General features: G+C 61.3%; 14 protein-coding genes. 9 read left to right on the top strand and 5 right to left on the bottom strand.

Annotation, left to right across the window (positions count from 1 at the left end):
• On the bottom strand, positions 1-343 hold a 343-nt coding region (locus B0E42_RS17840), incomplete at its 3' end, for a carbon starvation CstA family protein (protein WP_305886505.1).
• Positions 344-658: 315 nt separating this feature from the next.
• Between B0E42_RS17840 and B0E42_RS17835 the strand changes: the two genes are divergently transcribed.
• The 3 genes from B0E42_RS17835 to B0E42_RS17825 are packed head-to-tail and all read left to right on the top strand — an operon-like array spanning position 659 to position 3,531.
• Complete coding sequence (locus B0E42_RS17835) at positions 659-2,020, top strand: cache domain-containing protein (RefSeq protein ID WP_053188153.1); 1,362 nt, start codon at positions 659-661, stop codon at positions 2,018-2,020.
• 31 nt (positions 2,021-2,051) lie between these two features.
• A complete protein-coding gene (locus B0E42_RS17830) occupies positions 2,052-2,684 on the top strand; it encodes a response regulator transcription factor (protein WP_053188150.1) in 633 nt (210 codons plus the stop codon).
• Positions 2,685-2,739: 55 nt separating this feature from the next.
• Positions 2,740-3,531, top strand: a complete 792-nt coding sequence (locus B0E42_RS17825; RefSeq protein WP_033062917.1) for a transporter substrate-binding domain-containing protein — start codon at positions 2,740-2,742, stop codon at positions 3,529-3,531.
• A gap of 152 nt (positions 3,532-3,683) precedes the next feature.
• Here the strand turns inward: B0E42_RS17825 and B0E42_RS17820 are convergent, their stop codons facing one another.
• The 3 genes from B0E42_RS17820 to B0E42_RS17810 are packed head-to-tail and all read right to left on the bottom strand — an operon-like array spanning position 3,684 to position 6,591.
• Positions 3,684-4,703, bottom strand: coding sequence for a TRAP transporter substrate-binding protein (locus B0E42_RS17820; protein WP_077506951.1), 1,020 nt, complete (start codon positions 4,701-4,703; stop codon positions 3,684-3,686).
• 50 nt (positions 4,704-4,753) lie between these two features.
• Positions 4,754-6,034 (bottom strand): TRAP transporter large permease subunit, encoded by a 1,281-nt coding sequence (locus B0E42_RS17815; RefSeq protein ID WP_018613287.1) that lies wholly within the window; start codon positions 6,032-6,034, stop codon positions 4,754-4,756.
• On the bottom strand, positions 6,031-6,591 hold the full coding sequence (locus B0E42_RS17810) for a TRAP transporter small permease (RefSeq protein WP_077506950.1): 561 nt from the start codon (positions 6,589-6,591) through the stop codon (positions 6,031-6,033). The genes B0E42_RS17815 and B0E42_RS17810 overlap by 4 nt, the downstream gene beginning before the upstream one ends.
• 940 nt (positions 6,592-7,531) lie before the next feature.
• On the opposite strand from B0E42_RS17810, the gene wecB reads away from it, so the two are divergent.
• The 6 genes from wecB to B0E42_RS17780 all read left to right on the top strand — a co-directional run bounded on the left by wecB (position 7,532) and on the right by B0E42_RS17780 (position 16,518).
• On the top strand, positions 7,532-8,761 hold the full coding sequence (wecB, locus tag B0E42_RS17805; RefSeq protein ID WP_018613291.1) for a non-hydrolyzing UDP-N-acetylglucosamine 2-epimerase: 1,230 nt from the start codon (positions 7,532-7,534) through the stop codon (positions 8,759-8,761).
• 38 nt (positions 8,762-8,799) lie between these two features.
• Positions 8,800-11,013 (top strand): hypothetical protein, encoded by a 2,214-nt coding sequence (locus B0E42_RS17800; protein ID WP_077506949.1) that lies wholly within the window; start codon positions 8,800-8,802, stop codon positions 11,011-11,013.
• Positions 11,014-11,025: 12 nt separating this feature from the next.
• Positions 11,026-13,140 (top strand): glycosyl transferase family protein, encoded by a 2,115-nt coding sequence (locus tag B0E42_RS17795; RefSeq protein WP_018613295.1) that lies wholly within the window; start codon positions 11,026-11,028, stop codon positions 13,138-13,140.
• Positions 13,137-15,140 (top strand): bacteriophage N4 adsorption protein A, encoded by a 2,004-nt coding sequence (locus B0E42_RS17790; protein ID WP_077506948.1) that lies wholly within the window; start codon positions 13,137-13,139, stop codon positions 15,138-15,140. Before B0E42_RS17795 ends, B0E42_RS17790 begins: the two co-directional genes overlap by 4 nt.
• 180 nt (positions 15,141-15,320) lie before the next feature.
• Complete coding sequence (locus B0E42_RS17785; RefSeq protein WP_077506954.1) at positions 15,321-16,100, top strand: hypothetical protein; 780 nt, start codon at positions 15,321-15,323, stop codon at positions 16,098-16,100.
• 199 nt (positions 16,101-16,299) lie between these two features.
• Positions 16,300-16,518 (top strand): phage infection protein, encoded by a 219-nt coding sequence (locus B0E42_RS17780; RefSeq protein WP_077506947.1) that lies wholly within the window; start codon positions 16,300-16,302, stop codon positions 16,516-16,518.
• A 185-nt stretch (positions 16,519-16,703) separates the two neighbouring features.
• Here B0E42_RS17780 and hpaR read toward each other — a convergent pair whose 3' ends face one another.
• Complete coding sequence (gene hpaR / locus B0E42_RS17775; RefSeq protein WP_003201625.1) at positions 16,704-17,126, bottom strand: homoprotocatechuate degradation operon regulator HpaR; 423 nt, start codon at positions 17,124-17,126, stop codon at positions 16,704-16,706.
• Positions 17,127-17,251: the final 125 nt, after the last annotated feature.

Below are 17,251 nucleotides of genomic sequence, written 5' to 3'. Positions count from 1 at the left end.
AATAGCCCATCTGCGCCGCCAGCACCGGCCCGACCAGCGGCCCCGCGCCGGCAATGGCCGCGAAGTGGTGGCCGAACAGAATGTGTTTGTTGGTCGGGACATAGTCCAGGCCATCGTTGTTGAGCACGGCGGGGGTGGCCCGGCGCGCATCGAGTTGCATCACGTTGTTGGCGATGAAGAGGCTGTAGTAGCGGTAGGCGACCAGGTAGATGGCCACGGCTGCGACGACGATCCAGAGGGCATTGATGGGTTCGCCGCGGCGCAAGGCCACGACACTCAACGCACAGGCCCCCAGAACGGCGACGGCAAACCAGGCGAGGTGTTTAACCAGACGGGTTGTCATTGCGTGTCTCCTGCCGATATCCAGTGGATTGCGGCGATTGTTTTTATAGTGTGCCCCGGCTATTCGGAGCCGACCCAATATCCCTGCAATGGGTCAATAAATAAATCCGTAGTACTACGTAGACCCCCAATTCCCCCTGTGGGAGCAAGGCTTGCCCGCGATCAGAGTCAATACAGTCTTTCATACACCGCGGCGCCTGCATCGCGAGCAAGCTTTGCTCCCACAGGTCTTGCGCCACAGGTTTTATGCCTCATACATGGGTTTGGCATATGATGCCGCCATTCGCCTCCCCGCCGAGTCCGGACAGGAGTACAGATGCTGCTCAAACACAAAATCGTCGCCCTCGGGATTTTGCCGCTGGTCCTGGCCATCGCGGTCATCTGTGCCCTGGTGATCTCGCTCAATCGCCAGTTGGGCGATCAACAGGCGCAGCTGATCGAAGACAGCATCCTGGCGAGCAAGCGCGCCGAGCTTAAGAACTATGTCGAGATGGCGCAGAGCCTGATCGCCCCGCTGTATGACAACGGCCGGGGAGACGAGCGCGCGCAACAGCAGGTCCTGGAAGAACTGCGCAAGCTCAGCTTCGGCATCAACGGTTACTTTTTCGTGTACGACCGCCAGGGCCGCAGCCTCATGCATGCCCGCCAGTCGGAACTGGTGGGGCAGTACCTCTGGGACATGAAGGACCCCCACGGCCTACCGGTCATCCAGGCACTGATCAAAAGCGCCGAATCAGGCGAAGGGTTCCAGCGCTACGCCTGGAACAAGCCCTCCTCCGGCCAGGTGACCGACAAGCTGGCCTATGTCGTGATGCTGGACAAATGGGGCTGGATGCTCGGCACCGGGATTTACCTGGAGGACGTTGAGCGCGCCACCCAGCAAGCCCGTGACGAAGTCGCCCATGGCATCCACACCACCATGCAAGCCATCGCCGCGATCGCGTTGGTGGCGGTCCTGCTGGTGTTCGCTGGCGGCATGACCCTCAACGTCAGCGAACATCGCCTGGCCGACAAAAAGCTGCAGCGCCTGAACCAGCGCATCGTCAGTTTGCAGGAAGAAGAACGCTCGCGGGTCTCTCGCGAGCTGCACGACGGAATCAGCCAGTTGCTGGTGTCGATAAAATTCCAGTTCGAACTGGCCAGCCATGTGTTGGAGAATGGCCAGGAAAACGGCCTGGGCATCCTGAAAAACGCGACCGACCGGCTGGGCGAAGCCATCGGCGAGATCCGTAGCATCTCCCACGACTTGCGCTCGTCCCTGCTCGACACCTTGGGCCTGCCCGCCGCCATCGGCCAGCTTGCCAGCGAATTCCAACAGCGCAGCGGGCTGGAAGTCTCCTATCGAAGCAACGAATTCGATTGCCGCCTGGAAAATGGTGCCCCTGTCTCGCTGTTCCGCATTGCCCAGGAAGCCCTGACCAATATCGAGCGCCATGCCGGGGCGAAAAGCGTCGGCATCACCCTGTTCGGCTCCAGCCAGTCCTTGCGCCTGACGGTGGTCGATGATGGGATGGGGTTCAACGTCCCGCAAGTGGAACGCGGCCATGCCGGCATCGGCCTGCGTAACATCCGCGAGCGGGTCGAGCATTTCGGCGGACGCCTGGAAGTGACGTCGGTGCCGGGCCGCAGCGAACTGGACATCCTGCTGCCCATGAATCTCTCGGTCACGGAAAGCTGATGCACGCCCCTTCCAACAAGAGCACTTGCCGATGAACCTGCCTCCCGTGATTCGCGTCGCGCTGGTCGATGACCACTCTCTGGTCCGCGATGGCATCAGGGCCCTGCTGTCGGTGATGCCGCAACTGGATGTGGTGGGCGAAGCCGAGAACGGCGCGCAAGCGATCGAAATGGTCGGTCGCTGCCAACCGGACCTGCTGCTGATGGACATCGGCCTCAAGGACAAGAACGGGCTCGAGCTGACCCGGCTGCTGGGCAAGCAATACCCCAACCTCAAGATCCTCATCCTCAGCATGTACGACAATTATGAGTACGTGAACGAATCGGTGCGTTCCGGTGCCAGCGGCTACGTGCTCAAGAACGCGCCGTCGCGGGAAATCATCGCGGCCATCGAAGCCATCATCAGCGGCGGCACCTTCTACAGTGCCGAGATCGCCCAGCGACTCGCCACCGCCCCGCACACCGACAACGAGCTGACGCCACGGGAGAGCCAGGTGCTGGCGAAAATGGTCCAGGGCCTGAACAACAAGGAAATGGCCCGTGAACTGGACATCAGCGTACGCACCGTCGAAACCCATCGCCTGAGCATCCGCCGCAAGCTGAACATCGACAAGCCGGCGGCCCTGGTGAAATACGCGATCGACCACGGGATCATTTCGCGCTAGGCCCTTGCTACACTCCCCGGTCTTGTCCCCTTCCGTTGCGAGACGTCCAATCACTATGAAAACCATAACAAGCTCGATGACGCTCTGTGGCCTGTTGGCGCTCTCCGGCAGCGCCCTGGCCGAGCCGGCCCCCTCGCTGCTGGACCAGGTCCTGCAACGCGGCGAACTGAAGGTGTGCACCACCGGCGACTACAAGCCCTATACCTTTAAAACCCAAACCGGCGAATACGAAGGCATCGATATCGACATGGCACGCTCGCTGGCCGCCAGCCTGGGCGTCAAGGTGCAATGGGTGCAGACCACCTGGAAAACCCTGATGCCGGATATGGTTGCCGGTCAATGCGACATCGGCATGGGGGGGATTTCGGTGACGCTGGAGCGCCAGAAGAAAGCCTATTTCAGTACCACCCTGGACGTGGATGGCAAGATCCCGCTGGTGCGTTGCGAAGACCAGGAGCGCTACCAGACCATCGAGCAGATGAACCAGCCTTCGGTGCGTCTTGTCGAGCCGGCCGGCGGCACCAACGAAGCCTTCGTCCGGGCGTTCCTGCCCAACGGCCAGCTCAGCTTCCACGACAACGTGACCATCTTCCAGCAACTGCTGGACAAGAAAGCCGACGTGATGATTACCGACGCGTCGGAAGCGCTCTACCAGCAAAAACTCAAGCCTGGCCTGTGCGCGGTCAACCCGACCCGCTACCTGCAATATGGCGAGAAGGCCTACCTGCTGCCTCGGGACGACACCACCTGGAAGATGTACGTCGATCAGTGGCTGCACCTGAGCAAGGCCAATGGCAGCTACCAGAAAGTGATTGGGCAATGGTTGGCGGTACCAGCGGCTCAATAACAGAGAGGCAAGAACCTGTGGGAGCGGGCTTGCTCGCGAAAGCGGTGGACCAGCTTACAGTGATGCTGGATGTCCCTACGCATTCGCGAGCAAGCCCGCTCCCACAAGATTGTATCTGCCCAGGCCTGACGTTGGTGTCAGGCCCACTCATCTCACTGCGCCGCCCGCACCTTGGCGATCTCCTCGTACATCGTCTTCACCAGGTCGCCATCCAGGGATTTGGCGAACTTGTCGATCACCGGCTTCACACGCTCGCGCAAGCGATCTTTCTCCTCTGGGGTGATTTCATTCACGGTCATCGCACTGGCCAAAGTCGCCTTGGCCTTGTCCATGCCCGCCGCCGTGACTTCGCGCTGGAATATTTGCGCCTCGGCCGCGGCCGCGCGAATCATTGCCTTTTCATCGTCGTTGAGGCGGTTCCAGGTTTTCTGGCTGATGATCAACGACTGCGGGTTGAAGATATGGCCCGTGACGGAGAGATACTTCTGCACCTCGTAGAACTTGTTGCCCTCGATCACCGTGAACGGGTTTTCCTGGCCGTCGATGGTGTGCTGCTCAAGGCCGGTGTAGACCTCGGGGAACGCCATCGGCACGGGGTTGGCGCCCAGGGCGGAGAAGGTTTCCAGGTAGATCGGCGACTGGATGACGCGGATCTTCAAGCCCTGCATGTCTTCAAGTTTGGTCACCGGGTGCTTGCTGTTGGTCAGGTTACGGAAACCCAGGTCCCAATAACCCAGCCCTACCAGCCCCTTGCTGTCCAATTGCGCCGCCAGTTTCTGCCCGACCGGCCCATCGATGACCGCATGGGCTTCCTCGACGTTGTTGAACAGGAACGGGAAATCGAGCATGGCATAATCCGGCGCCTGGGCGGCCAGGATGCCGGAGTTGAGCACGGTGATGTCCAGCGTGCCACCCTGCAACGCCGACACCGTTTGCACGTCGCCGCCTAGGGTACCGCCGGGGAACAGGCGGACCTTGATCTTGCCACCACTCTTTTCGCTGAGCAGGTCGGCGAACTTCTGTGCGCCCTGCCCTTGTGGATGCTCCTTGACGTTCTGGAACGCGAATCGCAGGGTGCGCTCGCGAATTTCATCGGCGTGACTGACCACGCTACCCAGCAGCAGTCCCGTTGCGCACGCCCCGGCCAACAGGGTTTTCATCAGTTGTCCCATGTCACTCTCCGATCATTATTGTTTTAAGGTCGAGCTAGCCAGCACCGGTGTTATCCGGTGAAGAATTTCAACGGTCCCAGGACCAATTGCGGAAACAGGACCAACAAGAACAGCACCACAAACTGCGCAAACATGAACGGCCACACCCCGCGCACGATTTCCTCGAAGTCCAGCTTCGCCACCCCGCAGACCACGTTGAGCACCGTGCCCACGGGAGGCGTGATCAGGCCGATGGCCGTGTTGATCAGGAACAGCACGCCGAAGTACACCGGGTCGATCCCCGCCTGGATGACGGCCGGCATCAGCACCGGGGTGAGGATGAGGATGGTCGGGGTCATGTCCATCACCGTTCCCACCAGGATGATCAGCACCATCATCACCAGCAGCAGAAGGGTCTGGTTGTCCATGAAGGGCGCCAGCAGTTCCGCCAACTGGCCCGGCAGATCGGCGATGGTCACCAGCCACGATGAAACCATGGCCGCCGCCACCAGCAGCATCACCACCGAGGTGGTCTTGGCCGAGGACAGAATCACTTCGTACAACTGGCTGACTTTCATTTCCCGGTAGATCACCAGGGACACGAACAGCGAATAGACCGCCGCGACCACGGCAGCTTCCGTGGGGGTGAAGATGCCGAACTTGAGGCCCAGGATGATGATCAAGGGCAGGCCCATCGCCCAACTACCGTCGAGCAACGTGCGCAGCACTTCGGCACGGGAACGCTTGGGCGGCGTCTCGACGTTCTCGCTGCGGGAGATATACCACCAGGCAACGGCCAGCGAAGCCCCCAGCATCAGACCCGGCACGATACCGGCCAGGAACAGCTTGGAAATCGACACCCCGGACGCCACGCCAAAGACGATGAAACCAATGCTCGGCGGAATGACCGGTGCGATGATGCTACCGGCGGCGATCAGACCGGCCGAGCGCCCTCGGTTGTGCCCGGCCAGCACCATCATCGGCACCAGCAACGCCGCCAGTGCCGCCGCATCGGCCACGGCCGAACCGGAGAGCGACGCCAGCAGGCAGGACGCGATGATCGCCACATAACCGAGGCCACCACGCTTGTGCCCCACCAGCGCCATGGCGATGTTGACGATGCGTTTGGACAGGCCACCGACGTTCATGATTTCGCCGGCCAGCATGAAGAACGGCACAGCCATCAGTGGGAAGCTGTCCGCGCCGTTGAGCAGATTCTGGGCAATGATTTGCGCGTCGAACAGATCCAGGTAGAACATCAACGCCACGCTGACCACCAGCAAGGCAAACGCGATGGGCATACCCAGCGCCATGCTGCCCATCAGGGAACCGAGGAAAATAACCAGCGTCATGGGCGGGTACTCTTGATGGGGTCAGGGGTGACGGGGTTATGTGTGATTTCCTCGGCGTCGTTGGCCTTGACCATCACCAGCTCGTTATCCCCGAGCTTGCCAAACAGCGCCAGGTAGAGCTCGTAGAACAGGATCGCTGCGGCACTGGCGCCAAACACCAGGCCAGCACCATAGAACAGCGCCATGGACAATCCTGAGGCAGGGGCGACGACATTCAGGTTGATCGCGGCCTGTTGCCAACTGCCACTGAAAATCAGCCAGCAGATGTACAACATCAAAAGATGGCTGATGACCAGGCAGATACGCTTGCCGGCCGGCGGCAAGCGCTTGACCAGGCTGTCCATGCCCAGGTGAGCACGGTCCTTGAGCGCCACCAGGGCACCGAGAAAAATCATCCAGACGAAAAACCAGCGCGACAATTCCTCCGACACACTGATGCCAGAGTTGAAGGCATAGCGCAGCACCACATTGCCGAACACCAGCACGATCATCGCGACCATGCACAACACAATCAGCAGCTTGAGCAGCTTGAAATACAGATCGACGACTTTTGTCATTTTGAAGAACTCCGAGGCTTGTCGAGCGCCGACATCCCGCTGGCGCGATAGGACCGCAAACAGCGTGGCCGCTATCGAATCGAACCTGAGAGGCTGGAAGATGCTCCAGGGCTGGAACAACGGGTCAAGGGGAAATGGGGTGCTCGCAAACGCAAAGGCATGAGTATTCCTCTATTTTTATTATGGTCTTGGTCACGTTGGACAAGACTGATTGCCGATAAAATGTACCACCCGGTTAGTTTGGTCAATAAGCCAGGCAGGTGTGCAACACAAAGCGTGCGATTATCGGTCGGACCGGGCGAACGAGTTGCTGCCATTTGGATTCGAATGGGGCGACTCCAGGCAACCTGTCTTATTCATAAGTAACGACTCTGCCGAGTGGGCCCTGGCGACAGAAACACCCCTCCAATTTATTAATATAAAAACTCGAATTAAATTGAACTTTCATTAAAACGCAAACTTCGCACACAACTAACCAACCCTCTAATCGAGTAGCCTCCCGACGATTTACAGGCGCCATTTCGATGACACATCGCATGATCAGCAAGCAACTATTCGGCGCCAAAAAAACCACAGCGCCGCTCACCCTAACACCTAGCGCGCATATATCCACCATCTAACAACATAGAAAATCCTTTAAAATCAATAGGTAATATTCCATACAACGACAACAAGAAAACACTCAACCCCCACTTCAAAACACTCCTCTAGAAAATTATTAAAGGAACTTCGCACATTAAACCTTTGCACTCATGATCTTTAATGCTATTAATCTGCCGCCCCGATTTTGAAGATGCTACCGCGTCACTTCCTGTGTACGTCAAACCGCTGTCTGACAACGGGCTACTACTTAAAACTTAAATTGCTTATTTACTCGAACGCCTCATCGCGTCCGGGTGAGCTGTTGTGCGGCGCAGCACACTGCGCAAGGAAGGGCGTCATGGCAACTAACCATCCACGAATCAAGATTCTCTCGATCTTCGGTACCCGTCCGGAAGCCATCAAGATGGCGCCCCTGGTCAAGGCCCTCGCCGCCGAACCGGGCATTGAGTCGCTGATCTGCGTCACCGGCCAGCATCAGAGCATGCTCAAGCAAGTCCTGGATCTGTTCGATCTCAAGGCCGATTTCACCCTCGACGTGATGACGCCGCACCAGACACTCAACTCCCTGACTGCCGCGTTGTACGCAGCCATCGACCCGGTGCTGGAACAGACCCGGCCGGATCGGGTGCTGGTCCATGGCGATACCACTTCGGCCATGGTCGCGTCGATGGCCGCCTTCCATCGACGCATCCCCGTCGGCCATGTGGAAGCCGGCCTGCGCACCGGTGACATCTACAGCCCTTGGCCGGAAGAAATGAACCGCCGGTGCATCGACCTCAGCGCCGACCTGCTGTTTGCCCCCACCGGACAATCGCGCGACAAGTTGCTGGGCGAACGCTTGCAAGGCCGTTGCCTGGTGACCGGCAACACCGTGATCGACGCACTGCAACTCACGGCCCGGCGCATCAATGACGATGCCCGGTTGCGTGGCGAACTGGACCAACAGTTCCCGTTCCTGCAAACCGGACGCAAGCTGCTGCTGGTGACCGGCCACCGCCGGGAGAACTTCGGCGAAGGCTTCCTGGACATCTGCAAGGCCTTGCGTCACCTGGCCCAGCGGCCGGATATCCAGATCGTCTACCCGGTGCATCTCAATCCCAACGTCCTGGGCCCGGTGACCGAACAATTGGGCGAGTTGCTCAATGTGCATTTGATCAAGCCGCTGGACTACCTGGCGTTCGTGCGCCTGATGCAACACGCCCATGTCATCCTCACCGACTCCGGTGGTGTGCAGGAAGAAGCGCCGTCCCTGGGCAAACCGGTACTGGTGATGCGCGATGTCACTGAACGCCCTGAAGCGGTGGCGGCGGGCACGGTGCGCCTGGTTGGCACCTTGCCAGCATCGATCATCGCTGGCGTGGATGCGCTGTTCGACGATGACACGTTATGGCGCCGCGCCTCGCAGGCGGCCAACCCCTATGGCGACGGCAAGGCCAGCCAACGCATCGTCGATACCCTGATGGGGCGTCCCGTCGACGACTTCGTCGTAGCCCCGCTGCCTGCACGGCAGCAACCGGTCGCTCCGTCCCTGTCCGAGCCGCGCGAGTTGCTCGCCGATTTCAACTGACCACTGTCATTCCCCTTATCAGATCGAGACTTGCCTGAATGAAGCCTTCCGTTGCCCTCCCTACAGGTGCGCTCAGCGCCCTTGCCTGCGGCTTGAGCCTGCTCGCGCTCATGCCGACCTTTGCCCTGGCCGCGGACAGCCCGCTGACCCAGGCCATTCATCGACTCAACGCCGATACCCGCCAGACGCGTGAGGTGCGCTTGAGCGACCTGGGCATCACGGCGCCGATCCTCTTGAGCGCCAGCGACGCCCGCCGCGAGCTCTACTTGCCGGTACCCGCCGGCGTTACCCTCGAGAACGCGACGCTGCAACTGGACGCCAATTACCTCAATGGCGAAGGCGGTCGCAACACCCTGCTGCTGTCCCTCGATGGCTACCCGGTGCGCGCCGAAGGGCTCAGCGAGGCACAAGGCGATGCCAGCGCCACACTCGGCGTCGACAAGGCCGCGCGTGACAACGGCCTGGTACGCCTGGGCCTCGCCTGGTCCTCGGTGGTGTCTCGGCCATTGTGTGAAGACGATCGGGTCATCGGCAATGTGCTGCGCATCCAACCCGAGACGCGCCTGAACTACAGCTACGACGCCAGCCAGTTGCGCGACGTCGGTGCGGCCTGGGCGGCCCTGCCCGGCGAGCCGGGCATTCTCGTCGCCCCCGGCTCGTTGTCCGCCGCCAGCTACGATTCCGCCTGGCGCCTGGGCGTGGCGCTGGAGCGCATCGGCAAACACAGCCGCATCCTGCCCTTCCCTGTCGTGCAGGACAGCGTGGACTTGAGCGGCCTGCGCATCCCTGCCGAGTTATTGAGCATTCCGGCCTTCGCCAGCCTCAACGGCAAAGGCCTGCACACCTTGGCCAACCCGGCCGAGATCGGCGCACTGCTGGTGTTGGGCCAGACCCCGAACGTACAGGCTGACCTGGCGATCAACGACCCGGAACTGCTCAAGGCCATCAACCAATCCCTGGACGCCTTGCAAAGCCAGGTCCAAGGCCTCGACACGACAGCAGCCAGCGCACTGAGCCTATGGCGCAAACAGCACATCAACGCCGCACTGGCGAGCGCCGACACCGACAGCGTACGCCTGGCGCTGCTGGGCACTCGCCCGGTCCTGATGATCGCCCCACAATCCACCGGCAAAGCCTTGTCACTGCTCGGTACGGCCTGGAGCAAACTGGCGAAAAGTCGCCAATTGACCGTGAGCGAAGCGCAAACCCCGTTGAGCGAGGATGGTCGTTTGACCCTGTCGCGACTGGGCGGCGCCCCCGGCAACTTCGACGTGGCCTCGCGATTCGACTGGAGCACCTCGTTCCCCCTGGGCAGCGTGGCGTACGACGGTCGCCTGCCCGTCATGGCCGTGGTCGACGTTTCCGCAGCCCCGGGGGCTTCCCCTACAGCACCGGTGGCCTCGCTGTTTTTCAATGATTTCCTGATCGGCGCGCAGCAACTGACCGCCAACGGTGAGCCGCAGCGCATCCAGGCCCACATCCCGCGCTACGCCCTGGGCTCGAAAAACACCTTGCGCGTATCGTTCCAGCGCCAGCCGGTCAGCGACCGCTGCCTGGAAACGCCGCAAGCCTTCCCGGTGTCGGTCCTGCCGACCAGCCATATCGTCCTGGAAAAAACCTCGCTGGACGACGACTTCTCCGGCATGGCCGCACGCTTCGCCGCGGACACCCAGATCCTGGTGCCCCAGGCCTACCTCGACCAACCGGCCAGCAGCCTGGCGCGGGTCATTTCGGTGGCCGACACCGCCGGTGTATCGCCGCTGCGCGCGCAACTCAAGGTCAGCGCTGATGCGAACGCCGTCGTCAGCCCGGACAAAGCCTTCCTGGCCTTCGAGTTGCCGCTCAAGGACAGCCAGGAATCGGTCCAGGTCGATGACCAAGGTCGCCTGCGCATCAACCACAAGGACCAGGTACTGCTGGACGTGCAGCCCCTCAACCAATTGGCTTCGCTGCAAGTGGTGCAGAGCGCAGGCCAACATGGCCTGGTCTACCGGGCCCTGGGCAACCAGCCGCCAAGCCTGGCCAAGCCGATTGTGCTGACCCGTGGCGACGTGGCGATTCTGGGCAACAACGGCGCCGTGGCGATCTTCGATACCCAAGACCCAAGCGGTAGCCTGCTGATCGACCGCGAAGAACCCAAGGGCCTGGACGCCTGGCGTAAACCTTCGCTGCTCTGGCTGATTCCGGGCGCCATTGTCCTGTTCCTCCTTTTGTTGCTGGCAGGCCGTAGCGCCCGCCGCAATCGCCAGTAACGGTACCCTTCGATGACGTCGCTTTATTGGCCCTATTGGCTGGCCCATTACTACAACTACCTGGAGATCGCGACCATCGTGGTCGCGGTGCTGATCCTGATCTCCAGCCTGGACGATCTGATCATTGACCTGTGGTACTGGTCTCGTCGCCTGTACCGCAAGTTCACCGTGGACCGCCGCTACCGGCCGCTGACCGTCGAGCAATTGTTGGCCCGGGACGAACAGCCCCTGGCGATCATGGTGCCGGCCTGGCTGGAATACGACGTCATCGCACCGATGATCGAGAACATGGTGTCGACACTCGATTACCAGAACTACGTGGTCTTCGTCGGTACGTACATCAACGACCAGCGCACCATCGACGAAGTCGAACGGATGCGCCGGCGTTACAAGCAACTGCACCGCGTGGAAGTGCCCCATGCCGGGCCGACCTGCAAGGCCGACTGCCTGAACTGGGTGATCCAGGCGATTTTCCTGCATGAAAAAACCCATGGCATGACCTTCGCTGGCGTCGTCTTGCACGACAGCGAGGACGTGCTGCATCCGCTGGAACTGCGTCTGTTCAACTACCTGTTGCCGCGCAAGGACATGATCCAGTTGCCGGTGGTGTCGCTGGAGCGCAACTGGTACGAATGGGTGGCAGGCGTCTACATGGACGAGTTCGCCGAATGGCACGGCAAGGACCTGGTGGTGCGCGAAAGCATGACCGACACCGTGCCCTCGGCCGGCGTCGGCACCTGCTTTTCCCATCGCGCCCTGCGGGTGCTGGCCGGTGAAACCGAAAACCAGCCGTTCAACACCGACAGCCTCACCGAGGACTACGACGTTGGCGCGCGATTGGCCAAGGTTGGCATGAATGCGATCTTCGTACGTTTTCCGGTGCAGTTCCGGGTGCTGCGCAAATCCTGGTTCCGCAAACCCTACGAATCGACCCTGACCATGCCACTGTGCGTGCGCGAGTTTTTCCCGGACACGTTCCGCACCGCCTTCCGGCAGAAGGCCCGCTGGACCCTGGGCATCGGTTTGCAAGGCTGGGAGCAGATGGGCTGGAACGGCTCGCTGGCCAACCGATACTTGCTGTTTCGCGACCGCAAGGGCGTGGTGACGGCATTCGTGAGCATCATCGCCTACGTCATTCTGGTGCAACTGCTGGGCTTGATCATTCTGCGCCACAGCGGCTTGTGGGATGTCACCTTCCCCACGCCGTTTGAAACCAATGGCCTGGTCAAATACCTGCTGTTGGCCAACGGCGTCGCCTTGGCCTGGCGCATCCTGCACCGCTATTACTTCACCACCGTGCTGTACGGTTGGCAGCATGGCTTGCTGTCCATGCCCCGCATGCTGGTGGGCAACTTCGTCAACTTCATGGCCGCCTCCCGGGCCTGGCGCATGTTCCTGGTGGGCAAGGTCATGAATCGCAAGCTGGTCTGGGACAAGACCATGCACGATTTCCCTTCCACCGACCTGGTCGCCATCGCGCCACGCCGCCTGGGCAGCGTGTTGCTGTCCTGGCAGGCCATCACCGACACGGCCCTGCAAAGCGCGCTCGACGAACAAAAGTCGCGCAACGTGCCTTTGGGGCGAATTCTGCTCAATAACGGCTGGCTGGACGATGAAACCCTGGCCGAAGCCATCGCGTTCCAAAATGACCTGCCCCGGGTCTTTGATGTCGCCGAGAAAGCCGCTGCCTCGACGTCCTCGTTGAGCCCCGAATTTGCCTTGCGCTGGCGGGTCGTGCCCCTGGGACGCAATAGCGAAGGCTGCGAACAGATCGCCGTCGCCAACCCCTTGCCCGACGAAGGCCTGCGACAGGTCAGCGCCGAGCTGGGCAGCGAGCCGGTGCAATTGATCGCCCGGGAAAGCGAAATTCTCGCGCTGTTGCGCAAGCTGCCTGCGCGCAATGGTCATGCCGTGCCCAATGCCCGGGCGCCGCTGCTGGGCGACCTGCTGATCGAAATGGGCCAGCTCGATCGCGACGAGTTCAGTCGCGTCATGCTCCAGTACCGGCCGCAACACCACGGCCGCATCGGCGATTACCTGGTCGACAGCGGTGTGCTGCCACGCGCGACGATCGAACAGGCTGTGGCCCGTCAGCACAACCTCTACCCAACGGAGCTCCCGGCATGAACCGCCGCTTCCTGACCCTTTTGGCCACGGGGCTGAGCCTGATACCCGCGTTTGCACTTGCCGAAACGTTGCCGCTGCCACTGTCCGGTCCGGCCTATACCGCTGCCAACGAGGCCTACAGCGCCTACGAACGCAAGGATTACGACCAGGCCATCGCCAAGGCGCGCGAAGCCCTGCGCCTGCGGGCCGATGTGACACGCCTGAACACCTTGATTGAATTGGCCGAACGGGACAAGAAACTGCGCGACCACCCCCGGTCCCTGGTCGCGTCTCGTCCCGCTGGCGCAGCACCGGGTTTCGTCGCCGCGTCCCAAGGGTTCAAGGCCTATGGCCGCGAACAATTCGGCCTGGCTGCGCAATCGGCCCGCAAGGCCGTGACCCAGGCACCCCGACGCCGTGAATATCGCCTGTTGCTGATCGATTCCTTGCAGCGCCAGCAACACTTGGAAGAAGCCGACCAGGCCACCACCGATGCCCTTCGCGTCTTTGCCAACGACAACACGTTGCTGATGCGCCGCACAGCCATTCGCCGTCAACTCGCCGTACCGCTGGCAATCCAGGGCTATCGCGCGCTGGAGCAAGGCAACGTAGCCCTGGCCGTGGATCAGGCGCGCAAAGCCGTGGCCTGGGCCCCGGAAATCACCGCCAACCAGCAGTTGCTCATCAGTGCGCTGCTGGCGGCGAAGGCTGACGTGGGTGCCGAACAGGCCGCTTCTGCCGCGCTGACACTGGACGATCGCCAAGCCGCGCCGTGGATCCTGCGCAGCTATGCCCGTAACCGCCAGGGCAAGACGCAGGCGGCCCAGGACGATCTTCACTACGCCCAGAGCCTTGCGGGCCTGTCGGCAGGGGAAGCCCGTGACATCCGCTCCGCCCAGGCCCAGTCCTCGCCACCCGTGCTGCTGTGCCAGGAAAGCACCTACGGTCTGACCTGCTCCATCTCGCCGGCTAACAGCGGCGAGCAGGCTCCGGTGAGTGATCTGCAGTTAGCTTATGATTGGGTTCGGGCCGGCGACGACGAAGCAGCCCATACCGCGTTCCGCAAGGCGGACGCCACCGCGCGACTGGCACCGGCAGCCGCCCAGGACGCCGCCTACAACGCCATGCGAGTCCATGAAGACGACGAAGCCGTGGCCTACTTCAAGCGTGTCATCGATGGGCAAAAAACCGCTGAGACTCCGCTGTCTGCACAACAGCTGTTCGATACCCGTCGCACCGTGGGCGATGTTTCGCGCACTATCGGCCTGACCAGCACCACCAGCTATCGCGGCAACAGTTCCAGTGGCCTGAGCGCCGCCCCGGGCACCAGCAGCAGCGGCAGCGAAAGCAATGACCTGCTGCAAAACAGCACCGAACTGTCGTGGCGTCCGCTGGGCTATCGCAATGGCCGCTTTGTCGAACTCTACGGACGCATCACCGACACCCTGTGGAGCAAGAACAGCGATTCGGACACCGGCGCGGATGCCTTGCAAGGCGCCCTCGGCGTGCGGGTCAAGCCCTTCAGTTCGGTCAACATCATGGCCGCCCTTGAACGGACCTTCCCGCTGGGCTCTTCCAATGTCGACGGCGACTGGCTGGTGCGACTGGGCTACGGTTCGAGCATCGGCACCGATCTGCGGGTCGATGTGCCGAGCTGGTGGACTTCGCAGCTGTACGCCGAGGTCGGCCACTACATCAACGACTCGCGAGACTACTTCAACAGCGAATGGCAAGTGGGCCGCAGCTATGCCATCGGCGGGACCGGCTCGCGCTGGGTGGCCTTCCCCCATGTCGTCGCGGCGATCGACTACGATTCCAAGATGAAGAGCGAAGGCGGCAATGACTTTTCTTCCGGCGACGCCGGGGGGATCGGGATAGGAAACAACGTACGCTATTGGTTCCGGGAAGACGCCTACAACGCGCCACGCTCCTATGTGGACCTGTCCCTGCAATACCGGGCCAGGGTGTTTGGCGAGGATCGCGCCAAAGGCGCGTTCGCGCGCCTGACCTACTCCTACTGAGGACGTTGGTGGGACATTCGGTTCGTCGGTACGAAAAACGGCTCGCCTTGCCGAGCCGCGACTACACTGCATCCAGAAGGGACTTGTTTGAATAGCTTCGCAAAGTTCATCAATCGCAAGACCATCGCGGCGCTGTTTGTGGCCGCGCTCCTCAGCGCAGGTACAGGGACGTACTACATAATGACCACCACGACACCGAACATCGTCGGCATCGCCTGGCAGCCGGACAACCAGACCGTCGGCATCAGCGGCAATTGGGAACAACTGGGGGTGCACGAGCTGCTCGTGCAATGGACAGTGGTGGACGACCAGGCCTTCGTGCCCGGCACCGGCCTGCCCAGCGTACCCGTGCTGCCGGACTGGGCGCGCATCGCCCAGGCGCCCTGGGCCCAAGATGTCATCCTCGGGCTGGCCGGCTATTTCAGCGAGAACCGCTCACGGGAAAATATCGAGCAACTGGCGGCGCTGTCAGAGCGCATTGCCGGGTTGCCGACGCCCTTGCATGTCACCGGTTGGTATTTTCCGGCTGAGGTCGACCCCAGCTGGTCGGGCGCCACGGAGCTGCCGGCCTTGCTGGCCAAGCTGCCACGCCCGCTGTGGATCAGCGTCTACGACGGCGCCAACATCGGCCCCGCCGCTACCGCAGACTGGCTCAAGCAATGGTTGCCGAACGACATCGGCGTGTTTTTCCAGGACGGCGTTGGCGTCTATGCCCGCACCGCCCCGGTTGCCCGCAACTACGCCGACGCCCTGCGTGATCGGCTTGGCCAGGATCGCGTGCGGATCATCGTCGAAGCCTTTCGCCCCAAATACGGCGGTGGCTTCCGCTCCGCCACGGTCGACGAGCTCAAGCCACAACTGGCGGCCTATGCAGGCTATCCGCTCTACCTGTTCGACGGGCCGCACTACATGCCGCCAACCTTGGTGGACCAATTGAAACAAGCCCTGGCCCAGCCTTGACCGGGCCTTAAAGCCATCCGCTTGCCCTCGCTTACTGAGTTTGTATCGGTCTGTATCTGAAATGCGGGCTGATACGAAACATTGAATTTCGCCCCTCCTGGCACACATCGTCGATACATCCGCGCGTTTAACTGTGATCACCGGACAGCAACACATTCGCTGCCACGGACCCACTCAATCAAGCGCAAGGAGAATCACCATGTTCAATTTCTCGAAAGTATCGTCCCTGGCTATCGCCCTGACACTGGTTGGCGGTGTCGGCCTGGCCAATGTCGCCTCGGCCACCGCAGCCAGTGCATCGACTCACGACCAGGCGCAACAGCTGGCTGAAGGCGGTTCTGATCGGTTGCTCGAGAATCGTGTGGCTGAAGGTGGGGCTGATCGGTTGCAGGAGTTGCGTGAACGCAGCGCGGTGTGAAGTGATTTTGTGGCAATGGCGCTTACTCTCGCTCAACTCTGTAGGAGCTGGCGAAGGCTCGGGCCGCGTTCGGACGATCTTTTGATCTTGAGCTTTCGACTCAATGAGCAGTGGAAAGATCGCAGCCTCGCTTCGCTCGTCAGCTCCTACAGCGCATCCTCGCTGTGAGTGCCTGACAGGTCGGCTCAAGGCTTGATGTTCTTCAGCTCATTGAGCAACGCGAGCAGTTGCTGCATCTTTTCCTCGCCAAACTGCTCTTCGATCCGTCGATAGTTGCTTTCCATGCCCTCGCTCATGGACACGAAGCACTGCTGGCCGCGCTCGGTCAGCCCGACAAAGACCCGCCGCTGATCCTGGCTGGACTTCTGCCGACGCACCAGCCCATCACGTTCCAGGCGACTGAGCACACCGGTCATGCTCGGCTTGAGGATGCAGGCCTGGTGAGCGAGCTGATGGCTTTCCAGCTCCCCTTGCTGATGGAGGATGCGGATCACCCGCCACTGCTGTTCCGTAAGGTCATGCTGGTTCAGCGCCGGGCGAAAAAAAGCCATCGCCGCTTCGCGGGCTTGCAACAGCGTCAGGGTCAATGAAGGTCTGGGGTTGGCCATGTTCGAACTGTGTGGATGGGCGAGTCGGCAGCTTAGTTGGGCCGCCAGGCTGCTGCAAGAAGCATGGCCGCGCTATGTCACTGTGGAAGGGAATTGTGTGGGAGCAAGCTTTGCTCCCACAGAAA

The organism is Pseudomonas sp. A25(2017), from assembly GCF_002001065.1.
GTDB classification, from domain to species: Bacteria; Pseudomonadota; Gammaproteobacteria; order Pseudomonadales; family Pseudomonadaceae; genus Aquipseudomonas; species Aquipseudomonas kilonensis.
Note: the sequence above shows the minus strand (reverse complement) of the source record. Positions and strands in the feature narration are given on the sequence as shown.